This window comes from Pseudomonas sp. CCOS 191, from assembly GCF_001007005.1.
GTDB classification, from domain to species: Bacteria; Pseudomonadota; Gammaproteobacteria; order Pseudomonadales; family Pseudomonadaceae; genus Aquipseudomonas; species Aquipseudomonas soli.
Window position 1 is genome coordinate 3,527,198 of sequence record NZ_LN847264.1, and the last position, 17,826, is coordinate 3,545,023.

General features: G+C 67.3%; 17 protein-coding genes. 7 read left to right on the forward strand and 10 right to left on the reverse strand.

The window, feature by feature from the left end; all coding sequences use genetic code 11:
- Positions 1-77 precede the first annotated feature (77 nt).
- The 7 genes from gspF to gspG are packed head-to-tail and all read right to left on the reverse strand — an operon-like array spanning position 78 to position 7,892.
- Entirely contained in the window at positions 78-1,283 is a 1,206-nt protein-coding gene (gene gspF, locus CCOS191_RS15605; RefSeq protein WP_046856002.1) for a type II secretion system inner membrane protein GspF, read from the reverse strand.
- The gene (gspE, locus tag CCOS191_RS15610) at positions 1,283-2,704 is read right to left on the reverse strand and encodes a type II secretion system ATPase GspE (RefSeq protein ID WP_046856003.1); all 1,422 of its coding nucleotides are present in this window, start codon (positions 2,702-2,704) and stop codon (positions 1,283-1,285) included. The genes gspF and gspE overlap by 1 nt, the downstream gene beginning before the upstream one ends.
- A complete protein-coding gene (gene gspD / locus CCOS191_RS15615; RefSeq protein ID WP_046856004.1) occupies positions 2,701-5,067 on the reverse strand; it encodes a type II secretion system secretin GspD in 2,367 nt (788 codons plus the stop codon). Before gspD ends, gspE begins: the two co-directional genes overlap by 4 nt.
- The gene (gene gspM, locus CCOS191_RS15620) at positions 5,064-5,582 is read right to left on the reverse strand and encodes a type II secretion system protein GspM (protein WP_046856005.1); all 519 of its coding nucleotides are present in this window, start codon (positions 5,580-5,582) and stop codon (positions 5,064-5,066) included. The genes gspD and gspM overlap by 4 nt, the downstream gene beginning before the upstream one ends.
- A complete protein-coding gene (locus tag CCOS191_RS15625) occupies positions 5,572-6,492 on the reverse strand; it encodes a GspL/Epsl periplasmic domain-containing protein (RefSeq protein ID WP_052752621.1) in 921 nt (306 codons plus the stop codon). Before CCOS191_RS15625 ends, gspM begins: the two co-directional genes overlap by 11 nt.
- Complete coding sequence (gene gspK, locus CCOS191_RS15630) at positions 6,489-7,439, reverse strand: type II secretion system minor pseudopilin GspK (RefSeq protein WP_046856006.1); 951 nt, start codon at positions 7,437-7,439, stop codon at positions 6,489-6,491. The genes CCOS191_RS15625 and gspK overlap by 4 nt, the downstream gene beginning before the upstream one ends.
- Before the next feature lie 6 nt (positions 7,440-7,445).
- Positions 7,446-7,892 (reverse strand): type II secretion system major pseudopilin GspG, encoded by a 447-nt coding sequence (gene gspG, locus CCOS191_RS15635; RefSeq protein ID WP_038705895.1) that lies wholly within the window; start codon positions 7,890-7,892, stop codon positions 7,446-7,448.
- A gap of 147 nt (positions 7,893-8,039) precedes the next feature.
- Here gspG and gspI point away from each other — a divergent pair, with 147 nt between their 5' ends.
- Entirely contained in the window at positions 8,040-8,429 is a 390-nt protein-coding gene (gene gspI, locus CCOS191_RS15640; RefSeq protein ID WP_046856007.1) for a type II secretion system minor pseudopilin GspI, read from the forward strand.
- Between the two features lie 36 nt (positions 8,430-8,465).
- Here gspI and CCOS191_RS28595 read toward each other — a convergent pair whose 3' ends face one another.
- Together CCOS191_RS28595 and CCOS191_RS15645 are read right to left on the reverse strand one after the other, a co-directional pair.
- Entirely contained in the window at positions 8,466-8,675 is a 210-nt protein-coding gene (locus CCOS191_RS28595; RefSeq protein ID WP_331711935.1) for a hypothetical protein, read from the reverse strand.
- An 18-nt stretch (positions 8,676-8,693) separates the two neighbouring features.
- On the reverse strand, positions 8,694-10,700 hold the full coding sequence (locus tag CCOS191_RS15645) for a TonB-dependent siderophore receptor (protein WP_331711936.1): 2,007 nt from the start codon (positions 10,698-10,700) through the stop codon (positions 8,694-8,696).
- A gap of 303 nt (positions 10,701-11,003) precedes the next feature.
- Between CCOS191_RS15645 and CCOS191_RS15650 the strand changes: the two genes are divergently transcribed.
- Entirely contained in the window at positions 11,004-12,092 is a 1,089-nt protein-coding gene (locus CCOS191_RS15650) for a TerC family protein (RefSeq protein WP_046856008.1), read from the forward strand.
- On the opposite strand, the gene CCOS191_RS15655 is transcribed toward CCOS191_RS15650, so the two are convergent.
- Complete coding sequence (locus tag CCOS191_RS15655) at positions 12,093-12,386, reverse strand: DUF1330 domain-containing protein (RefSeq protein ID WP_038705893.1); 294 nt, start codon at positions 12,384-12,386, stop codon at positions 12,093-12,095.
- 78 nt (positions 12,387-12,464) lie between these two features.
- On the opposite strand from CCOS191_RS15655, the gene ribBA reads away from it, so the two are divergent.
- From ribBA to CCOS191_RS15680, 5 genes are all read left to right on the forward strand, one after another.
- The gene (ribBA, locus tag CCOS191_RS15660; RefSeq protein WP_046856009.1) at positions 12,465-13,577 is read left to right on the forward strand and encodes a bifunctional 3,4-dihydroxy-2-butanone-4-phosphate synthase/GTP cyclohydrolase II; all 1,113 of its coding nucleotides are present in this window, start codon (positions 12,465-12,467) and stop codon (positions 13,575-13,577) included.
- 327 nt (positions 13,578-13,904) lie between these two features.
- Positions 13,905-14,930, forward strand: coding sequence for a polyamine ABC transporter substrate-binding protein (locus CCOS191_RS15665; protein ID WP_046856010.1), 1,026 nt, complete (start codon positions 13,905-13,907; stop codon positions 14,928-14,930).
- Positions 14,927-15,844 carry an ABC transporter permease gene (locus tag CCOS191_RS15670; protein WP_038705891.1) on the forward strand — a complete coding sequence of 306 codons (918 nt, stop codon included), beginning with the start codon at positions 14,927-14,929 and terminating at the stop codon, positions 15,842-15,844. Before CCOS191_RS15665 ends, CCOS191_RS15670 begins: the two co-directional genes overlap by 4 nt.
- A gap of 6 nt (positions 15,845-15,850) precedes the next feature.
- On the forward strand, positions 15,851-16,657 hold the full coding sequence (locus tag CCOS191_RS15675; protein WP_046856011.1) for an ABC transporter permease: 807 nt from the start codon (positions 15,851-15,853) through the stop codon (positions 16,655-16,657).
- A gap of 19 nt (positions 16,658-16,676) precedes the next feature.
- Positions 16,677-17,825 carry an ABC transporter ATP-binding protein gene (locus CCOS191_RS15680; protein WP_046856012.1) on the forward strand — a complete coding sequence of 383 codons (1,149 nt, stop codon included), beginning with the start codon at positions 16,677-16,679 and terminating at the stop codon, positions 17,823-17,825.
- The last annotated feature ends 1 nt before the right edge of the window (position 17,826 follow it).

Here is a 17,826-nt window from a genome sequence, read left to right on the forward strand (position 1 = left end):
CCCCTCTTGCGTTCACAGCTCAACCCTCCGTCTTGATACTGGTTCCGCCAACAAGGTGTGGGAAGTGGCGCAGCAGATCACTGCACCAGCTGGTTGATCTCGATGATCGGCATCAGCACCGCCATGACGATCAGGAGCACCACCGCCCCCATGATCACGATCATCAACGGCTCGAGCAGCGCGGTCATGCCCATGGCGCGACGCTCGATGTCCTTGGCCAGGCTGTCGGCGGCGCGGTCGAGCATCGGCGGCAGGTTACCGGTCTTCTCGCCGCTGGCGATCAGGTGGATGAGCAGCGGCGGGAAGACCTTTTCCACCGCCAGCGCCGAGGCCAAGCCGGCGCCCTCGCGCACCCGCGCGGTGGCCTCGCTGACACACTGGTCGAGGCGATCGTTGCCCAAGGTCTGGCGCGCCGCCTCCAGCGCACGCAGCAGCGGTACCCCGGCGCTGCCGAGGATCGCCAGCGTGGAGGCAAAGCGCGCCGTGTTCAGGCCCAGCACGAAACGGCCGAACAACGGCAGCCGCAGGATCCGGGCATGCCAGGCCAGGCGCGCCGCCGGGGCGCGCAAGTAGACCCGCCAGGCCCAGAGCGCCCCGGCCATCAGGGCGAAGCACAGCACGCCCCATTCGCGCACGAAGTCACTGGCCGCCAGCATCGCCAGGGTCAGCCCGGGCAGGTCCTGGCGTGCCTGGGTGAAGGCGCTGACCACCTGCGGCACCACGTAGCTGAGCAGGAAAATGACGATACCCACCGACACCAACCCGACCACGCCGGGGTAGATGAACGCAGTGAGTATCTTGCCGCGCAAGGTGTTGCGCTCCTCGATGTAGTCGGCCAGGCGCTCCATCACCTGGGCCAGGTCGCCGGACTCCTCGCCCGCCGCCACCAGCGCCCGGTAGATCTCGGGGAAGTCCCGCGGCCGCTCGGCCAGTGCGTCGGCCAGGCGCATGCCACTGCGCACATCGCCGCGCACCGCCGCCAGCAACTGCGCCACATGCTTGCGCTCGGCCTGCTCCAGGGTCGCGCCCAGCGCCGCCTCCAGCGGCAGGCCGGCGGCCAGCAGGCTGGCCAGCTGACGCGTGGCCCAGGCCAGGTCGCCATCGCTCAGCCTGGCGCTGAACAGGCCTGCGCCCTGCCCGGCAGCGGCCTGGGCCTCGACCTCCAGCGCGGTCAGCCCCAGGCCGCGCAATTGCGCCATCGCGGCGCCCGGGCTGTCGGCTTCGAGCAGCCCTTTGACGATATGCCCCTGGGCGTCGGCGGCTTCATAGCGATAACGGTTCATCAGGCATCCCGTGTCACGCGCAGGATCTCTTCCAGGCAGGTGCTGCCGCTGTCGACCCAGCGTTGGCCGTCTTCGCGCATGCTGCGCATGCCGTTGCCCCGGGCGGCGGCGCGCAGAGCCTGTTCATCGGCGCCCTGGTGCACCAGGGCGCGCACTGCGTCGTCCACGCAGAACAGCTCATGGATGCCGGTACGCCCGCTGTAGCCACAGTGATTGCAGTGCGCGCAGCCCACCGCCCGATACTGCCCGGGCGTGGCCGGGTCGGGCTCGCGGCAGTGCGGGCACAGGCGCCGCACCAGGCGCTGGGCCAGCACGCCGAGCAGCGCCGAGGCCAGCAGGAACGGCTCGACGCCCATGTCGACCAGGCGGTTGACCGCCGACACCGCATCGTTGGTGTGCAGCGTGGCCAGCACCAGGTGCCCGGTCAGCGAGGCCTGCACGGCGATCTGCGCGGTCTCCAGGTCACGGATCTCGCCGATCATGATCACGTCCGGGTCCTGGCGCAGAATGGCGCGCAGGGCCACGGCGAAGCTCATGTCGATACGCGCGTTGACCTGGATCTGGCTGATCCCCGGCAGGTCATATTCCACCGGATCCTCGACGGTGAGGATGTTGCTGACACTGGCATCCAGCCGCGCCAACGCGGCGTACAGGCTGGTGGTCTTGCCCGAGCCGGTGGGGCCGGTGACCAGCACGATGCCATGCGGCTGGCGGATCAACTGGTCCAGCCGTGCCAGCACCGCGGCGTCCATGCCCAGCGCCTCCAGGCGCAGGCGCCCGGCCTGTTTGTCCAGCAGGCGCATGACCACGCGCTCGCCATGGCCGGTGGGCACGGTAGACACGCGGATATCGATGGGCCGCCCGGCCACGCGCAGGGCGATGCGACCGTCCTGGGGCAGGCGCTTCTCGGCGATGTCCAGCTGCGCCATGATCTTGATCCGCGACACCAGCGCTCCGTGCAACGCCTTGCGCGGCGAGACCACGTCGCGCAGGGTGCCGTCGACCCGGTAGCGTACCAGGCAGTGGCTCTCGAACGGCTCGATATGAATGTCGCTGGCCTGGTCGCGGGCCGCCTGGGTGAGCAAGGCATTGATCATGCGGATCACCGGCGCGTCGTCCTGGGCCTCGAGCAGGTCGGTGACTTCCGGGATGTCCTGCAGCAGGCGGTCGAGGTCCACCTCGTTCTCCGCCGCTCCCACCACCGCCGCGGCGCTGCCGGTATCGGCGTAGGCGCTGACCAGCAACGCGTCCATGTTCGCGTCGGTAACCGCTTCGACAGCCACCGCGCCAAAGCGCCGACGCACCTCTGCCACCGCCCAGCCCGGGCTCGAAGGGCAACACGAGAGTACCGCCCTCGCCTCGTCATCGGCCTGCAGCACCACCCGCTGGGCCTTGGCCCAGGCATACGGCAGGCGGCTCAACGGGCCACCTCGTCCACCGGCACGGCACGGATCGAGGCCCGTGGCGCCTGCGATGACACCGGCCGCGCGCGGCCCTGGTCGGGCACGCCCTGCTCCACCGGCGGCAGCAGCGGCATGTCCATGTCCGGCAGCGCCCAGGAGTGCTCGGGCTTGAGGTTGCCCTGGGTACGACGGATGAAGTCATAGCGGTTTAGGGTGATGCTGCGCCCGGCCGCGGCGTCACGCACGATGTACGGGCGCAGGAACACCATCAGGTTGGTCTTGGTGCTGGCCCGGCGCTCGCTGCGAAACAGCGCGCCGACCCCCGGCAGCCCAGACAGCCACGGGATGCCCTCGTTGCTCTGGGTATAGCCGTCCTGCAGCAACCCGCCAAGGACCATGATCTGGCCATCGTCGAGCAGGATGCTGGTGTCGATGGCGCGCTTGTTGGTCACCGTGCCGGCGGCACTGGAGGCGCGCTGGTCGACGCTGCTGACCTCTTGGTAGACATCGAGCTTGACCGTGCCGCCCTCGGATATCTGCGGCCGCACGTTCAGGCGCAGGCCCACTTCCTCGCGCTGGATGGTCTGGAACGGGTTGTTGCTGTTGCCGCCGCCATCGGTGACGTACTGGCCGCTGACGAAGGGGATGGTCTGGCCGACGAAGATGCTCGCCGCCTCGTTGTCCAGGGTCAGCAGGTTGGGTGTCGACAGCACATTGCTGCCACCCTTGCTGGTCAGCGCACGGGCCAGCACCTTGAGGTCGAGCACCTCACCGATGCCGGGGATCTTCACCGTGCCATCGACCACGCCCACCGACAGCCCCTTCGGCAGCACATCGATGCTGCTCGGCCCCTTGACCAACCCGCTGCCACCGAGGTTGGCACCGCCGAACACGCCATTCTTGCCAAGGTTGCCGGCCTGCCACTGGATGCCGAATTCATTGGCGTCGTCCTCGCCGACCTCGACGATCAGGCTTTCCACCACCACCTGGGCGCGGCGCTGGTCAAGCTGGTCGATGACCTCGCGCAGGCTGCGGTACAGCGGCTCGGGGGCGGAAATCAGCAGGGTGTTGGTGGTCTTGTCGGCCTGGATGGTCGCGCCGCCGGCAGAGAATGCGGTGCCTTGGTCGTTCTGCTGCGCGCTGGCGCCGTAGCCGTTCGGCGTGCTGCCGGCGCCCAGGCCGTTGCCGCGGTTCTGGCTGCCAGTTGTGTTGTTGTTCTGCATGCCGGTGTTGTTGTTGCCGGTGCTGGCGCTATTGCTGTTGCCACTGCCGCCGGTGAGCATGCCGCCACCGCTGAGCAGCGCGCGCGTGCCGTCGGCAGTGGCGCTTTCGCTCTCACCGGTCAGCAGCCCGCGCAGGCTCTGCGCCAGCTTGTCGGCCTGGGCATTGCGCAGGTACACCACGTGCAGGTTGCCGGCGCTGTTCTGCGCATTGTCGAGCTTGTAGACCAGGTCGCGGGCCAGCTGGGTACGCTCGGGGCTGCCGGAACGGATCACCACGCTGTTCGAACGCGGATCGCCCAGCACGCTGATCTTCTGCGTCGGGTCGCTGCCCTGACTGTCGAGCAGCTCGTTGACCATGCTGGCGATGTCGCTGGCGATACCGTTGTTGATCGCCACCACATCGGTGTCGATGGCGCTGGGGATATCGACCCGGTCAAGGATCTGCGCGACCCGCTCGAGGTTTTCGGCGTAATCGGTGACGACCAGGGTGTTGTTGCCCGGGTAGGCGTTGATCGGGTTGTCCGGCGAGACGATCGGGCGCAGCACCGGGATCAGGTTGACGGCGTTCTCGTACTGCAGACGGAAGGTCCGGGTGACCATGCCGTTGCCGGCGTCGCGGTCGCCGCTCACCAGCGCGCCGCCGAGCAGTTTGGCGTCGGCCTGGGGCACCACCTGGGCCACGCCGCCGACATCGACCACGCTGAAGCCCTGCATGCGCAGGGCCGACAGCAGCATGGAATAAGCCTTGGCGGCAGGCACCTCGCCTTCGGAAACCAGGGTCAGCTGGCCCTTGACCCGTGGATCGACCAGGAACTGGCGACCGGTGGCGCGGGACAGGCCGCGCACCACTGCCTGGATATCGGCATCGACGAAGTTCAGCTGTACCGGCTGGTCGCCCAGCGGATTGGCCGGCGCGGGTGCGGCCACTGCGCGGCTGTGGCGCTGGCCGACCCGGGGCGACGACTGGCGCTGCAGCGGGCGGCTCTGCGGTTCGCGGTGATCCAGGGTGCCCGCCGTGGCACCAGCTTCGGCCAGCGGGCGGCCCAGCTCGCTGCTGGCCAGAGGGCGTTGCACGCTCGGCGCGCTGGCGCAAGCGCTGAGTACCAGGGCCAGGAGCAAGGGCGCGAACGGCAGTCGCGGTGAACGGAGGCACGTCATGAAGGGTCCTTAGCGCCATGCGCCTGAGTCATGCGAAGGGTTCCGGAAAAGATCACCGGGCTGCCGGGCTCACCGGGGTCCCGGCGCAATGTCAGCTGGCCAACACCGAGCCCAAGGCGCGGCGGCACAGACTGTAGCCAGGCCATGGCCGCCTCTGCGGGGGCCCGCTGCCAGCCCAGGTGCCAGGTGTCGCCCTCGCCGTCGAGCTGTGACTGCGCCAGCAGGCCAGCCTGCTCCAGGCTCTGGCGCAAAGCCTGGGCGGTATCCGCAGGCCGTTGTGCCAGGCGCTCGCCGAGCAAGGCATCGAGCGCCTGCGCCTGGCTGCGCAGCTTGGGTGTTTCGGCCTGCCAGTGGTCGATCCGGGCCAGGGCTGGCAGCACCAGTACCTGCCAGCAGAACAGCGCGCCGAGCAAGCCGCCTGCCAGGGCGACCGCACGACGCTCCCTCGCGGCCAAGGCTTGCCAGCGTTGCCGGCCCTGTCCGCGCAGCAGGTCCAGGCGGGCCCTAATCGACATGGGCCAGCTCCTCACCGGATGGGTTGGCCGCACGCAGGGTCCAGCCCTGCCCACTGGCCTGGCCTTCGATGCCGCGTGCGGCGAGGTCGGCCTGCCAGGCGCTGTCGGCCGGGGCCTTGCCACCATCGTCCAGGGGAGTGAGGCGCAGCACGCCCTCCTGATAATCCAGCGCCTCGACATTACCCGCGAGGAACGGCATGACCTGGCCGGCGCCGTCGAGCAAGGCCGCCAGCCCCGAGCCGGCGCCACCCTGCCCGGCCTGCAGTTGCTGACGTGCCTGCTGCAGGGGGTTGAGCACTACCGGCAACTGCGGGAAGGCCATGCGCACCTGGGCGACCATGTGCGCACGCAACTGCTCACCCTCATCGGCCAGGTGCGCGGCATAGAGGTTCAAGCCCAGGCACCAGATCACTGCCGCCGCGCCCCAGATCGCCAGGGTGTGTCCCAACGCTGGCGATTTCACAGGCCCGGCAAGCCCGCCAGCCAAATCGACCGACGACGCTGTATCGTCCTGCCGGGCGAACAGCCCGGCCACGCGGATACCATCGGCCTGCAGCCATGCCTGCAAACGCGCCATCTGCGCAAGGCCCAGCCAGGCCACGGCGACGTTCCCATCTGCCTGGCGCGGCCCGTGCGCCACATGGACCTGCCCGGCATCGCCGAGCACCAGGCCCTGGACCGCGCAGCCCACCGCCGCGCTCAACCGCTTGCCCGTCAGCGGTGGCAAGGCCAGGACCAGGGCCAGGCTGTCGTGCGCATGCAAGTGCAGGCGCCAGGATGCACCCTTGATCTCGCGCTGCAATTGCCCGCGTGTGGCCTGGCCGCCACGCTCGGCCTGGCGGTAATCCAGCAGCGAGGCATCCTCCAGCGCCGCCAACGGCGGCAGCTGCACATCAACCAGCGTACTCATGCGCCCACCCGGCTCCAGATGACATCCGGCAACTGCCCCTCGCGCTGGCGCAGCAGCGCCTGCAGGGGTAGTTCGCGGCTGCCCAGGCGCGCCTGGCCGCGCAGGCGGAACCAGTCGCTGTTGATCCCCACCCGCACATTGGCCATGGCCAGCTGCGGCATGCGCAAACGGTTGACGAAATCGCCCCGGTTGATGAACCAGCGCCCACTGTCGCGCTCGGCCACCAGCGCCATGGCCTGCTGCAGCGACAGCCCCGGCACCTGCGCGGCAAGCACTTCGGCACTGGCGGTGTTGCCATTGATCCAGGTCAGCGCCGGCAGCACCGTGACGAATCGGCGCAGGCGCTGCAGGGCCTCGGCGTCCATGCCCTTGAGCCCGACCAGGACATCGACGCTGCGTAGCATCGGGCGCCTGGCCGGCAACGGCTCGGCGGCAACGGCCGGCGAGGTCGCACGGCCGCCTTGCAGGCCTTGGCCGGCACTGCCGGGGGATACCGACGGACGCTGTGGGTAGCTGTCGATCACCTGCCCGGCGATGGCCGTGGCCAGCCGCTCGCCGATGCCGATCAGCGCGCACAGACGCTGGAAGGTCGCCAGTGCCTCGCTGTCCACCTGGCCATCGACCACCAGGTTGCGCAGGTTGAACTTGCCCTGCTCATCCTCCAGCTGCCCATCGAAGCGCACGCTACCGGACGGCACATCGCGCATCGGTCGCGCCCAGGGTTGGCCGCCACGTACCAGCGGATCGCGCAGGCGTTGTTCGAACAACACCCGACGGCTCAACTGCAGGCCGCCTTCCAGGGCCCATTGCCCCTGCAGCGCCATCTGGCGGTTCTCTACCTGGCGGGTCTGCAGCCCCTGGCGTTCGATCATGCCCGCGGCGATCACCGCCACCACCGCGGCAATCAACAGCGCACTGATCACGGCCATGCCTTCCTGGCGCGCCATGGCCGGTCACAACTGCCAGGAGCCGAGGTCGGCGTTCACCCCATCGCCCCCGGCCTGGCCGTCGGCGCCCAGGGAAAACACATCGATCTCGCCGTTGGCGCCCGGGTTCAGGTACTGGTAAGGGCGGCCCCAGGGGTCGTTGGGCAGGCGGTCAAGGTAGGCACGCCATTGGCCATCCTTGGCCTGTGCCGGCTTCTCCACCAACACCTTCAGGCCCTGGTTCTGGTTCGGGTAGGCGCCGTTGTCCAGGCGGTACAGCTTCAGTGCCTGCATCAGCCCGCCGATGTCCTGGCGCGCCGCCGTGGCGCGGGCCTGGTCGGGGCGGTCGAGCACCTTGGGCACCACCATCGCCGCGAGGATCCCGAGGATCACCACCACCACCATGATCTCGATCAGGGTGAAGCCCTGCTGGCGCAAGCGGCGGGCGGGAAGGTTGCGGCGGGCGATCTGCATCTCGGCATTCCTTGCGTGAGTTCGAATCGGGGGCCGATTGTGGCAAGGCGGTATGTCACGGATATTGAAAAAGCTCGGGAGTCGGCGTCGTCAAAGCGTCATCGGGCCGCTCTACAGTGCTGCTTTGCCTTGCGCGAAAGGTGCCCTGTGCGTGCCACCGAGGATGGTTTCACCCTGATCGAAGTGCTGGTGGCGTTGACCATCGTGGCGGTGGCCATCGCCGCCGCCGTGCGCGCCAGCGGCTTGATGACCCAAGGGAACGGGCTGTTGCGCGACAAGGCGCTGGCCTTGCTCGCCGCCCAGGGGCGCCTGGCCGAACTGCGCCTGGAAGGCAGCGCCAGGCCAGGCGTCAGGCAGTTCGAATGCGACCAGGGCCGCCTGCGCTTGCGCTGCGAGCAGCGTGTGTCGCGCTCGGCGCAAGGGCTGCTGGAGGTGTCGCTGCAGGTGTTCGACCGCCAGCATGAAGGGCCGGCGCTGGCGCGGTTGCAGACGTTGCTGGGGGGCGCCGAGGCTGCGCCCGCCCCCCCCGTCACATAGGAAGCGGGCGTGCCCGCTTCCCCGTGGCGGGTACCCTCAGAACGCGTAGCGCGTGGTCAGCATGAAGTTGCGTGGGTCACCGTAGTAACCGCCGTTGTAGAAGCCCAGGTTGTTGAAGTACTTCTTGTCGGTGAGGTTGTTGCCGTTGAGAGTCACCGACAACTGCTCGGTCACCTGGTAGCGCGCCAGCGCATCGAGGGTCAGGTAGTTCGACTGGGTGTAGCGGATGGTCTCGCCCGCCGCCACCGGGCTGTCCAGGTCCTTCTAGATCTTGCTCTGCCAGTTGGCCGAGCCGCCCACGGTGAGCTTGTTCCACACCCCCGGCAGGCGGTAGGTGGTGGACAGGCGCAGCAGGTTCTCCGGCTCGATGGTGGAGATCTTGTCGCCCTCGCCATCGCGGGTGATGCGGTGGGTGAAGCCACCCTGCACATGCCAGTCCGGGGTCAGCTCGCCCGCCACTTCCAGCTCGAAGCCACGGGTCTTGGCGCCCTGGATCGCGCGGTAGATGCCACGGTTGGTGACCGGGTCGGTGCGGTCGAGCTCAGCGAGGTTGTCCTGGCGAACCTCGAACAGCGCCAGGCTGGCGTTGAGACGCCCGTCGTAGAACTCGCCCTTCAGGCCCAGCTCATAGGCGTCGCCCTCCTCCGGCTCGATCATCTTGCCGTTGGCGTCCTGCTCGGTCTCGTGCGGTTTGAAGATGCTGGTGTAGCTGCCATACACCGACCAGCTGTCGTCCAGGTCATAGACCACCCCGGCATAGGGTACGACCACGCCGTTCTCTTCCAGGTCCTGGGTCTTGCTGCGCTGGCCGCTGGTGGTGTCCAGGCGGGTGCTGTCGAGCTGCCAGTTGGACAGGCGCCCACCGAGGATCACCGACAGTTTGTCGGTGGGCTTGAAGCGGCCGGTCAGGTAGGCCGCGTCTTCCTGCACACGGGTATCGACCTTCGACAGCGGACGCCCCCAGTCGGGTTCGCTGAACTCGCCGCGCCACTGGTAGATGTTGGCGCCCCCGAACAGGAACGGCCAGTTGCTTTCATGGGCGCGCACGTCACGGTGGGAAATACCCGCTACCAACTCGTGCTCACGCCCCAGCAACTGGAACGGGCCACTGGCATACAGGTCGTAGGCGTTCTGGTCGGTCTGGTAGCGGTAGCGGCCCAGCCACACGCCCATGCCGGCTCCCGTGGCGGCATCGGGGTAGCCACTGGCCGCCGAACCCAGGCGCATCGGCGCATCGGTCTCGCTGCGCGTGGCCGAGGCCTTGAGCGTCCAGTCGTTGGCCAGGCGCTGCTCGAGGGTGACGAACAGGTTGTCGGCGGTGTTGTCCCAGGCACTCCACTTGGCCCCGGGGTTGAACGAGCGCGACATGCCAAAACGGTTGCCCTGGCTGTCCAGCAAAGGTGTCGACGGCCCCCAGGACGAACCTTCCGGGCGGTTGCTCTGGCGGCTCAGGCTGACGCTGAGCAAGGTGTCATCGCTGAGGTCGGCCTCGACGATGCCGTACATCACCTGCTTCTTCTCGGACAGGTTGTCCATGAACGACTGGCCGTCCTCGTAGGCCGTGACCAGGCGCCCGCGCACGTTGCCGTCCGGCGTCAGCGCGCCGCCGATGTCGAACTCGCCACGGTAGGTGTCCCAGCTGCCGGCACCGAACGATACATAGCCGGACAACTCGCGGGTCGGCCGCTTGCGTACCAGGTTGACGGTCGCCGACGGGCTGCCGAAGCCACTGAGCAGGCCCGTGGCGCCACGCAGCACCTCGACCCGGTCGTAGATCACCAGGTCGGTCTGGTCGATGCCATTGCCGAAGCGGAAGGCCGCCGGGATGCCATCGACCTGGAAGTTGTCGATGTCGAAGCCACGGGCCTTGAAACTGGCGCGGTTGCTGTCGAGCTTGGTGACGGTGACGCCAGGCGTCTTGCCCAGCACATCGCTGATGCTGGTGAGGTTCTGGTCGTCCATCTGCTGGCGGGTGATGACCGTGACCGACTGCGGCGTCTGCCGTGGCGACAAGGCCATGCGCGTGGCGGTGCGGCTGGCGCCGGTGGTGTAGGACCCGCTGCCTTCGGTGGTCTCGCCCAGCGCGGTATCGGTGATGGCGGTGGCGCCCAGCTCCAGGGTGCCCTTGCCGCTGGCGGTTTCGGCCCAGGCCGGGCCGGCCGGCGCGGCAAGGCTTGCCGCGAGGATGGCCAGTGCCAGCGGATGGCGCTGGCGGACGGTGGTGGCGTTCCCTGCCCTTTGAACCGTGTTCAGAGAGTGCTGTCGTTGCACGCTTGTCGACCCCTAGTTGTTGTGTCTGCTTGATGCAGGTGGGGCTAATCACTGGCGATTGTTGTGGTTATGCGCCCGTTCTGCGACGGCTGCGGCGCATCCTAGGGTTTTTACGAATTTTTTACAATTGCGAATATTTCGCATTAATTGGATCCAGGCAAAGAAATGTAACAGCCTGCCATTCGGCAACCCCGGCGAACGCGACTAGGCTCAATCGCATGTGATGCCGGGCCCCTCTGACGGTTTGCGCCGCCATGTCGGAATCACTGTTGCCATGCAACGTCGACAATCAAGGAGGGGCTCATGACGGCTCTGCACACATTCCTTTTCACGCCTTTTCTCGGCACCAGCACCTGGTTGTGGCTGGTCTTCATCACCATCGTCATCGCCTTGCTGGTCCTCGACCTCGGCGTGCTGCACCGCCAGGACCGCGAGATCGAGATGCGCGAAAGCCTGCTGCTGTATTCGGGCTACTTCAGCGTCGGCGTGCTGTTCGGCGTATGGGTCTGGTATGAACTCGGGGCACAGCCGGCGCTGGAGTTCTATACGGGTTTCCTGGTCGAGCAGTCGTTGTCGATGGACAACGTGTTCGTCATGGCGATGATCTTCAGCTTCTTCGCCATCCCCCGCCGCTATCAGCACCGCGTGCTGTTCTGGGGCATCCTCGGAGTGGTGGTGCTACGGGCGATCATGATCGGCGTGGGCGCCGCGCTGGTGCAGCACTTCGCCTGGGTGCTGTATATCTTCGGCGCCTTCCTGCTGTTCACCGGGGTGAAGATGGCCCTGTCCAAGGATGACGCCCACCCGGACCTGGCCAACAACCCGGTGCTGCGCTTCGTGCGTCGGCACATGCGGGTAACCGACCAGCTGCATGGCCGGCACTTCTTCGTCCACCTCACGCCGCCCGGAACCGACCGCGCCATCCGCTATGCCACGCCGCTGTTCCTGGCCCTGGTGCTGATCGAGCTGGCCGACCTGGTGTTCGCCGTCGACAGCGTGCCGGCGATCTTCGCCATCACCCAGGACCCGTTCATCGTCTACACCTCGAACATCTTCGCCATCCTCGGCCTGCGCTCGCTGTACTTCGCCCTGGCGGCGCTGATGCACCGCTTCGTCTACCTCAAGTACGCGCTGGCGTTGGTGCTGATTTTCATCGGCTGCAAGATCTTCTGGCACGGGCTGGTGGGCAAGGTACCGGCCGGGATTTCGCTGGGGGTCACGTTCGGGCTGTTGCTCGGCGGCGTGCTGCTGTCGTTGCTGCGCACGCGCAATCAGCAGCAACCGGCCGAACATCAACCCGTGCAGGACGAACCATTGCCCACAGCAGACAAGCCGACAGCCATTGCCACCGACAGCAACCCCGAGAAGAAAGGCCCGCACCTGCGGGTCTGATCAGGGCGCGAGCCCCTCGACGATGATCACCTGCGCCATCGCCGCGCCCTGGCGATGGCGGCAGGCCTCCTGGTACAGGTCCGAGCGATAGCAGGCCACGGCCTGCTCATAGGAATCGAACTCGATCACCACGCTGCGCTGCGGCGTCGCCCGCCCCTCCAGCGCCTCGCTGCGCCCGCCCCGGGCCAGGAAGCGCCCGCCGAAGGCGACAAACGCCGCCGGGGCGCGCTGGGTGTATTGCAGGTATTGCTCGGGGTCGGTGACGTCCACGTGGGCGATCCAGTAGGCCTTCATTCGTCGCGCTCCTGTTGCATGGTCATTTTCGTATTATGGTATACCATAAAACTTTCTTGACCAGCATGAGCGTGCAACATGGCCTTCAACAGCATCGAAGAACTCCTCGAGGACTATCGCCAGGGCCGGATGGTCCTGCTGGTGGACGACGAGGACCGGGAAAACGAAGGCGACCTGCTGATCGCCGCCGAGCGCTGCGACGCCCATTCCATCAACTTCATGGCCCGCGAGGCGCGTGGCCTGATCTGCCTGACGCTGACCGACGAACACTGCCAGCGCCTGGGCCTGGAACAGATGGTGCCAAGCAACGCCAGCGTGTTCGGCACAGCCTTCACCGTGTCGATCGAGGCCGCCAGTGGCGTGACCACCGGCATTTCCGCCGCCGACCGGGCGCGCACCATCGCCGCGGCCATGGCCGCCGATGCCCGCCCCGAAGACCTGGTGCAGCCCGGTCATATCTTCCCCCTGCGCGCCCGTGAAGGCGGCGTGCTGACCCGCGCCGGGCACACCGAGGCCGGTTGCGACCTGGCCCGCCTGGCAGGCTTCAGCCCAGCATCGGTGATCGTTGAGGTGCTCAATGACGACGGCAGCATGGCCCGCCGGCCGGACCTGGAAGTGTTCGCCGCCCAGCATGGCATCAAGATCGGCACCATCGCCGACCTGATCCACTACCGGCTGAGCACCGAGCAGACCATCAAGCGCATCGGTGAACGCGCATTGCCCACGGTGCACGGCACGTTCCGCCTGGTCACCTACGAAGACCGCATCGAAGGCGGCGTGCACATGGCCATGGTCATGGGCGAGATCCGCCGCGAGCAGCCCACCCTGGTGCGCGTGCATGTGATCGACCCGCTGCGCGACCTGGTCGGCGCCGAGTATGCAGGCCCGGCCAACTGGACGCTGTGGGCGGCGCTGCAGAAGGTCGCCGAAGAAGGTGCCGGGGTGGTGGTGATCCTGGCCAATCATGAATCCTCTCAAGCCTTGCTCGAACGCGTGCCGCAATTGACTCAGCCGGTACGGCCCTACCAGCGCGGCCAGTCGAAGGTCTACTCGGAGGTTGGCACCGGGGCGCAGATTCTCCAGGACCTGGGCGTAGGCAAGCTGCGTCACCTGGGGCCGCCGCTCAAGTACGCCGGGCTGGCCGGGTACGAGCTGGAGGTGGTGCAGAGCATTCCGTTCGAGGGCAATTGATTTCACGTGGCTGCAAGCACTGCCTGTCAGCTGGCTCCCACAGGGACCTCGCAACCCCTGAGAGCCGCGCCGTATCTGTGGGAGCCGGCTTGCCGGCGATGGGCCGCAAAGCGGCCCTGTCGCCACGCGGAGTGATGGCCGGTCAGCGCCCACCTCTTGCGAAAAGTTTGGAATACCATAATATGACATTCCGTAGACCTTGAATTCTGCCGGCCGCACCTACACTGACATGACGGCCACGCTCCACCCGTTTGACGCTGCTCCCCGAACATGATTGGCGGGCGACAGAAGCCCGCCTCGAATAACAAAAGCAACGAGGGCGTAACCATGCTGTTGAGCAAACGAGTAACCGCAGTGCTGTCCGCCAGCCTGCTGACCCTGGCCTGCCAGGCCACCCAGGCGGCCGACAGCCTGAACTTCGTCAGCTGGGGCGGGACCACCCAGGATGCGCAGAAGGCCGCATGGGCCGAACCCTTCAGCAAGGCGTCCGGCATCAAGGTGGTGCAGGACGGCCCCACCGACTACGGCAAGCTCAAGGCCATGGTCGAAAGCGGCAACGTGCAGTGGGACGTGGTCGATGTCGAAGCCGACTTCGCCCTGCGCGCCGCCAGCGAAGGCCTGCTCGAACCCCTCGACTTCAAGCAGATCCAGCGCGACAAGATCGACCCGCGCTTCGTCTCCGACCATGGCGTCGGCTCGTTCTTCTTCTCCTTCGTGCTCGGCTTCAACGAGGGCAAGCTCGGCGCCAACAAGCCGGTGGACTGGTCCGCCCTGTTCGACACCAAGACCTACCCCGGCAAGCGCGCCCTGTACAAGTGGCCCAGCCCCGGCGTGCTCGAACTGGCCCTGCTGGCCGACGGCGTGGCGCCCGACAAGCTCTACCCACTGGACCTGGACCGCGCCTTCAAGAAGCTCGACACCATCAAGAAGGACATCGTCTGGTGGGGCGGCGGCGCCCAGTCGCAGCAACTGCTGGCCTCGGGTGAAGCCTCGCTCGGGCAGTTCTGGAACGGCCGCGTGTATGCCTTGCAGCAGGACGGCGCGCCGGTCGGCGTGAGCTGGAAGCAGAACCTGGTCATGGCCGATTTCCTGGTCATCCCCAAGGGCGCGAAGAACAAGGACGCAGCCATGAAGTTCCTGGCCAACGCCAGCAGCGCCGAAGGCCAGGCCGAGTTCGCCAACAAGACCGCCTATGCCCCGGTCAACGTCGACAGCGTGGCCAAGCTCGACAAAGACCTGGCGCCGAACCTGCCGACCGCCTACGCCCAGGACCAGGTGACCCTGGACTTCGCCTACTGGGCGAAAAACGGCCAGGCCATCGCCGCCCGCTGGAATGAGTGGCTGGTCAAATGAAAGTCGCCATCAATGCCCTGCACAACGCGCAAGGTGCCCCCAGCGGCACCGGCGCTCCCGGGGCGGCCGAGCGTCGCCCGCCCATCAGCCAACGCTGGCGCGGCAGCCGCAACCTGCTGCCGGCGCTGCTGTTCCTCGGCCTGTTCTTCTTTGCCCCGCTGGTCGGCCTGCTGCTGCGCGGTGTGCTCGAGCCCGAGCCGGGCCTTGGCAACTATGCGCAGCTGTTCGCCAACTCGGCCTATGCCCGGGTACTGTTCAACACCTTCTCGGTGGCCGGCCTGGTCACCCTGATCAGCGTGCTGCTGGGCTTCCCGCTGGCCTGGGCGATCACCCTGGTGCCCAAGGGCTGGGGCCGCTGGCTGCTGAACATCGTGCTGCTGTCGATGTGGACCAGCCTGCTGGCGCGCACCTACTCGTGGCTGGTGCTGCTGCAGAGTTCGGGGGTGATCAACAAGGCGTTGATGGCCATGGGCATCATCGACGCCCCGCTGGAGATGGTGCACAACCTCACCGGCGTGGTGATCGGCATGAGCTACATCATGATCCCGTTCATCGTCCTGCCGTTGCAGGCGACCATGCACGCCATCGACCCGATGGTGCTGCAGGCAGGCTCGATCTGCGGCGCCAGCCCCTGGACCAACTTCTGGAAGGTGTTCCTGCCGCTGTGCCGCTCGGGGCTGTTCTCCGGCGCGCTGATGGTGTTCGTGATGTCGCTCGGTTACTACGTCACCCCGGCCCTGCTCGGCGGCGCGCAGAACATGATGCTGCCCGAGTTCATCATCCAGCAGGTGCAGTCGTTCCTCAACTGGGGCCTGGCCAGCGCCGCCGCCGCGCTGCTGGTGGTGATCACCCTGGTGCTCTTCTACCTGTACCTGAAGCTGCAGCCGGAGTCCCCGGTCGGCAACGCGAGGTAAACCGCCATGCTGCTTTCCCCCAATGCCATGGGTCGCCCGCTGCGCACCGGGCTGTACCTGACCACCGGGCTGATCGCCGCCTTCCTGCTGCTGCCGGTGGTGTTCATCATCCTGCTGTCGTTCGGCTCGTCACAGTGGCTGGTGTTCCCGCCACCGGGCTGGACCTTCAAGTGGTACGCGCAGTTCTTCGCCAACCCCGAGTGGATGGACGCGGCGCTGGCCAGCCTCAAGGTGGCGCTGCTCACCACCTTCGCCGCCGTGGCGCTCGGCCTGCCCACCGCCTTTGCCCTGGTGCGCGGTCGCTTCCCGGGCCGTGAGCTGCTGTACGGGCTGTTCACCATGCCGATGATCGTGCCCCTGGTGATCATCGCCGTGGCGGTGTACGCGCTGTTCCTCAAGCTGGGCTACACCGGCACCTTGTTCGCCTTCGTGGTGAGCCACGTGATCGTCGCCCTGCCCTTCACCATCATCTCGATCATCAACTCGCTCAAGCTGTTCGACCAGTCCATCGAGGACGCCGCGGTGATCTGCGGCGCCTCGCGCCTGCAGGCGATCGTCAAGGTGACCTTCCCGGCGATCCGCCCGGGGATGATCGCCGGTGGCCTGTTCGCCTTCCTGGTGTCGTGGGACGAGGTGGTGCTGAGCGTGATGATGGCCAGCCCCGACCTGCAGACCCTGCCGGTGAAGATGTGGACCACCCTGCGCCAGGACCTGAGCCCGGTGATCGCGGTGGCCTCGACGCTGCTGATCGGCCTGTCCCTGCTTGTGATGTTCATTGCCGCCGCCCTGCGCCGGCGCGCCGAAAACGCCTGACTGCCCGGAGACAATGACAATGAGTGCAGTGATCAAAGACGATACCCGCAACCAGACCTTGGTCAGCCTGCGCGGCCTGAACAAGCACTACGGCGACTTCACCGCCGTGGACAACCTCGACCTTGAGATCCAGGACGGCGAGTTCCTCACCTTCCTCGGCTCCAGCGGCTCGGGCAAGTCCACTACCCTGTCGATGCTGGCCGGCTTCGAGACGCCCAGCAGTGGCGAGATCCTGGTCGACGGCCAGTCGCTGGTCAACGTGCCGCCGCACAAGCGCGACATCGGCATGGTGTTCCAGCGCTACTCGCTGTTCCCGCACCTGAACGTGCGCGACAACATCGGCTTCCCCCTGGCCATCCGCAAGCTCGGCGCCGACGAGACCCGCAAGCGCGTGGAGGCGATGCTCAAGCTGGTACGCCTGGAACCCTTCGCCCACCGCAAGCCCTCGCAGATGTCCGGCGGCCAGCAACAGCGCGTGGCGATCGCCCGGGCGCTGGTGTACGAGCCGCGCATCCTGCTGATGGACGAGCCGCTCGGCGCGCTGGACAAGAAGCTGCGCGAAGACCTGCAGGACGAACTGCGCCAGTTGCACCGGCGCCTGGGCATCACCATCGTCTACGTGACCCACGACCAGGAGGAGGCAATGCGCCTGTCCCAGCGCATCGCCATCTTCAGCCATGGCCGCATCGTCGGCCTGGGCACCGGCTACGACCTCTACCAGAACCCGCCGAATGCCTTCGTCGCCTCGTTCCTGGGCAACTCCAACTTCCTGCGTTTCACTGCCAGCGGCAACGGCGCCGGGCACTTCGAGGGCCAGCCGGTAACGGTGCGCCTGACCCCGGGCCTGGCCAACGGCCAGGAAGCGCTGATCATGGTACGCCCGGAGAAAGCCCTGGCGCTGACCGTCGAGCAGGCGGCGCGTGAACCCTTGCCGGCAGGCTGGAACGAAGTCACCGCCACGGTCGCCGAGCTGCTGTTCCTCGGCGAAAGCCAGACCTGCCACGTGGTCACCCAGGGCGGCACGGCGCTAACGGTCAAGGCGCTGTCCGCCGCGGGCATGCCCATGCAGCCGGGCGACCAGGTCAGGGTGCGCTGGGCCGTGGCGGATGCGTGCATCTACACCGACTGGGCCGAGAGCGACCTGAGCAAGGGCGCCGGGGCGCATTGAG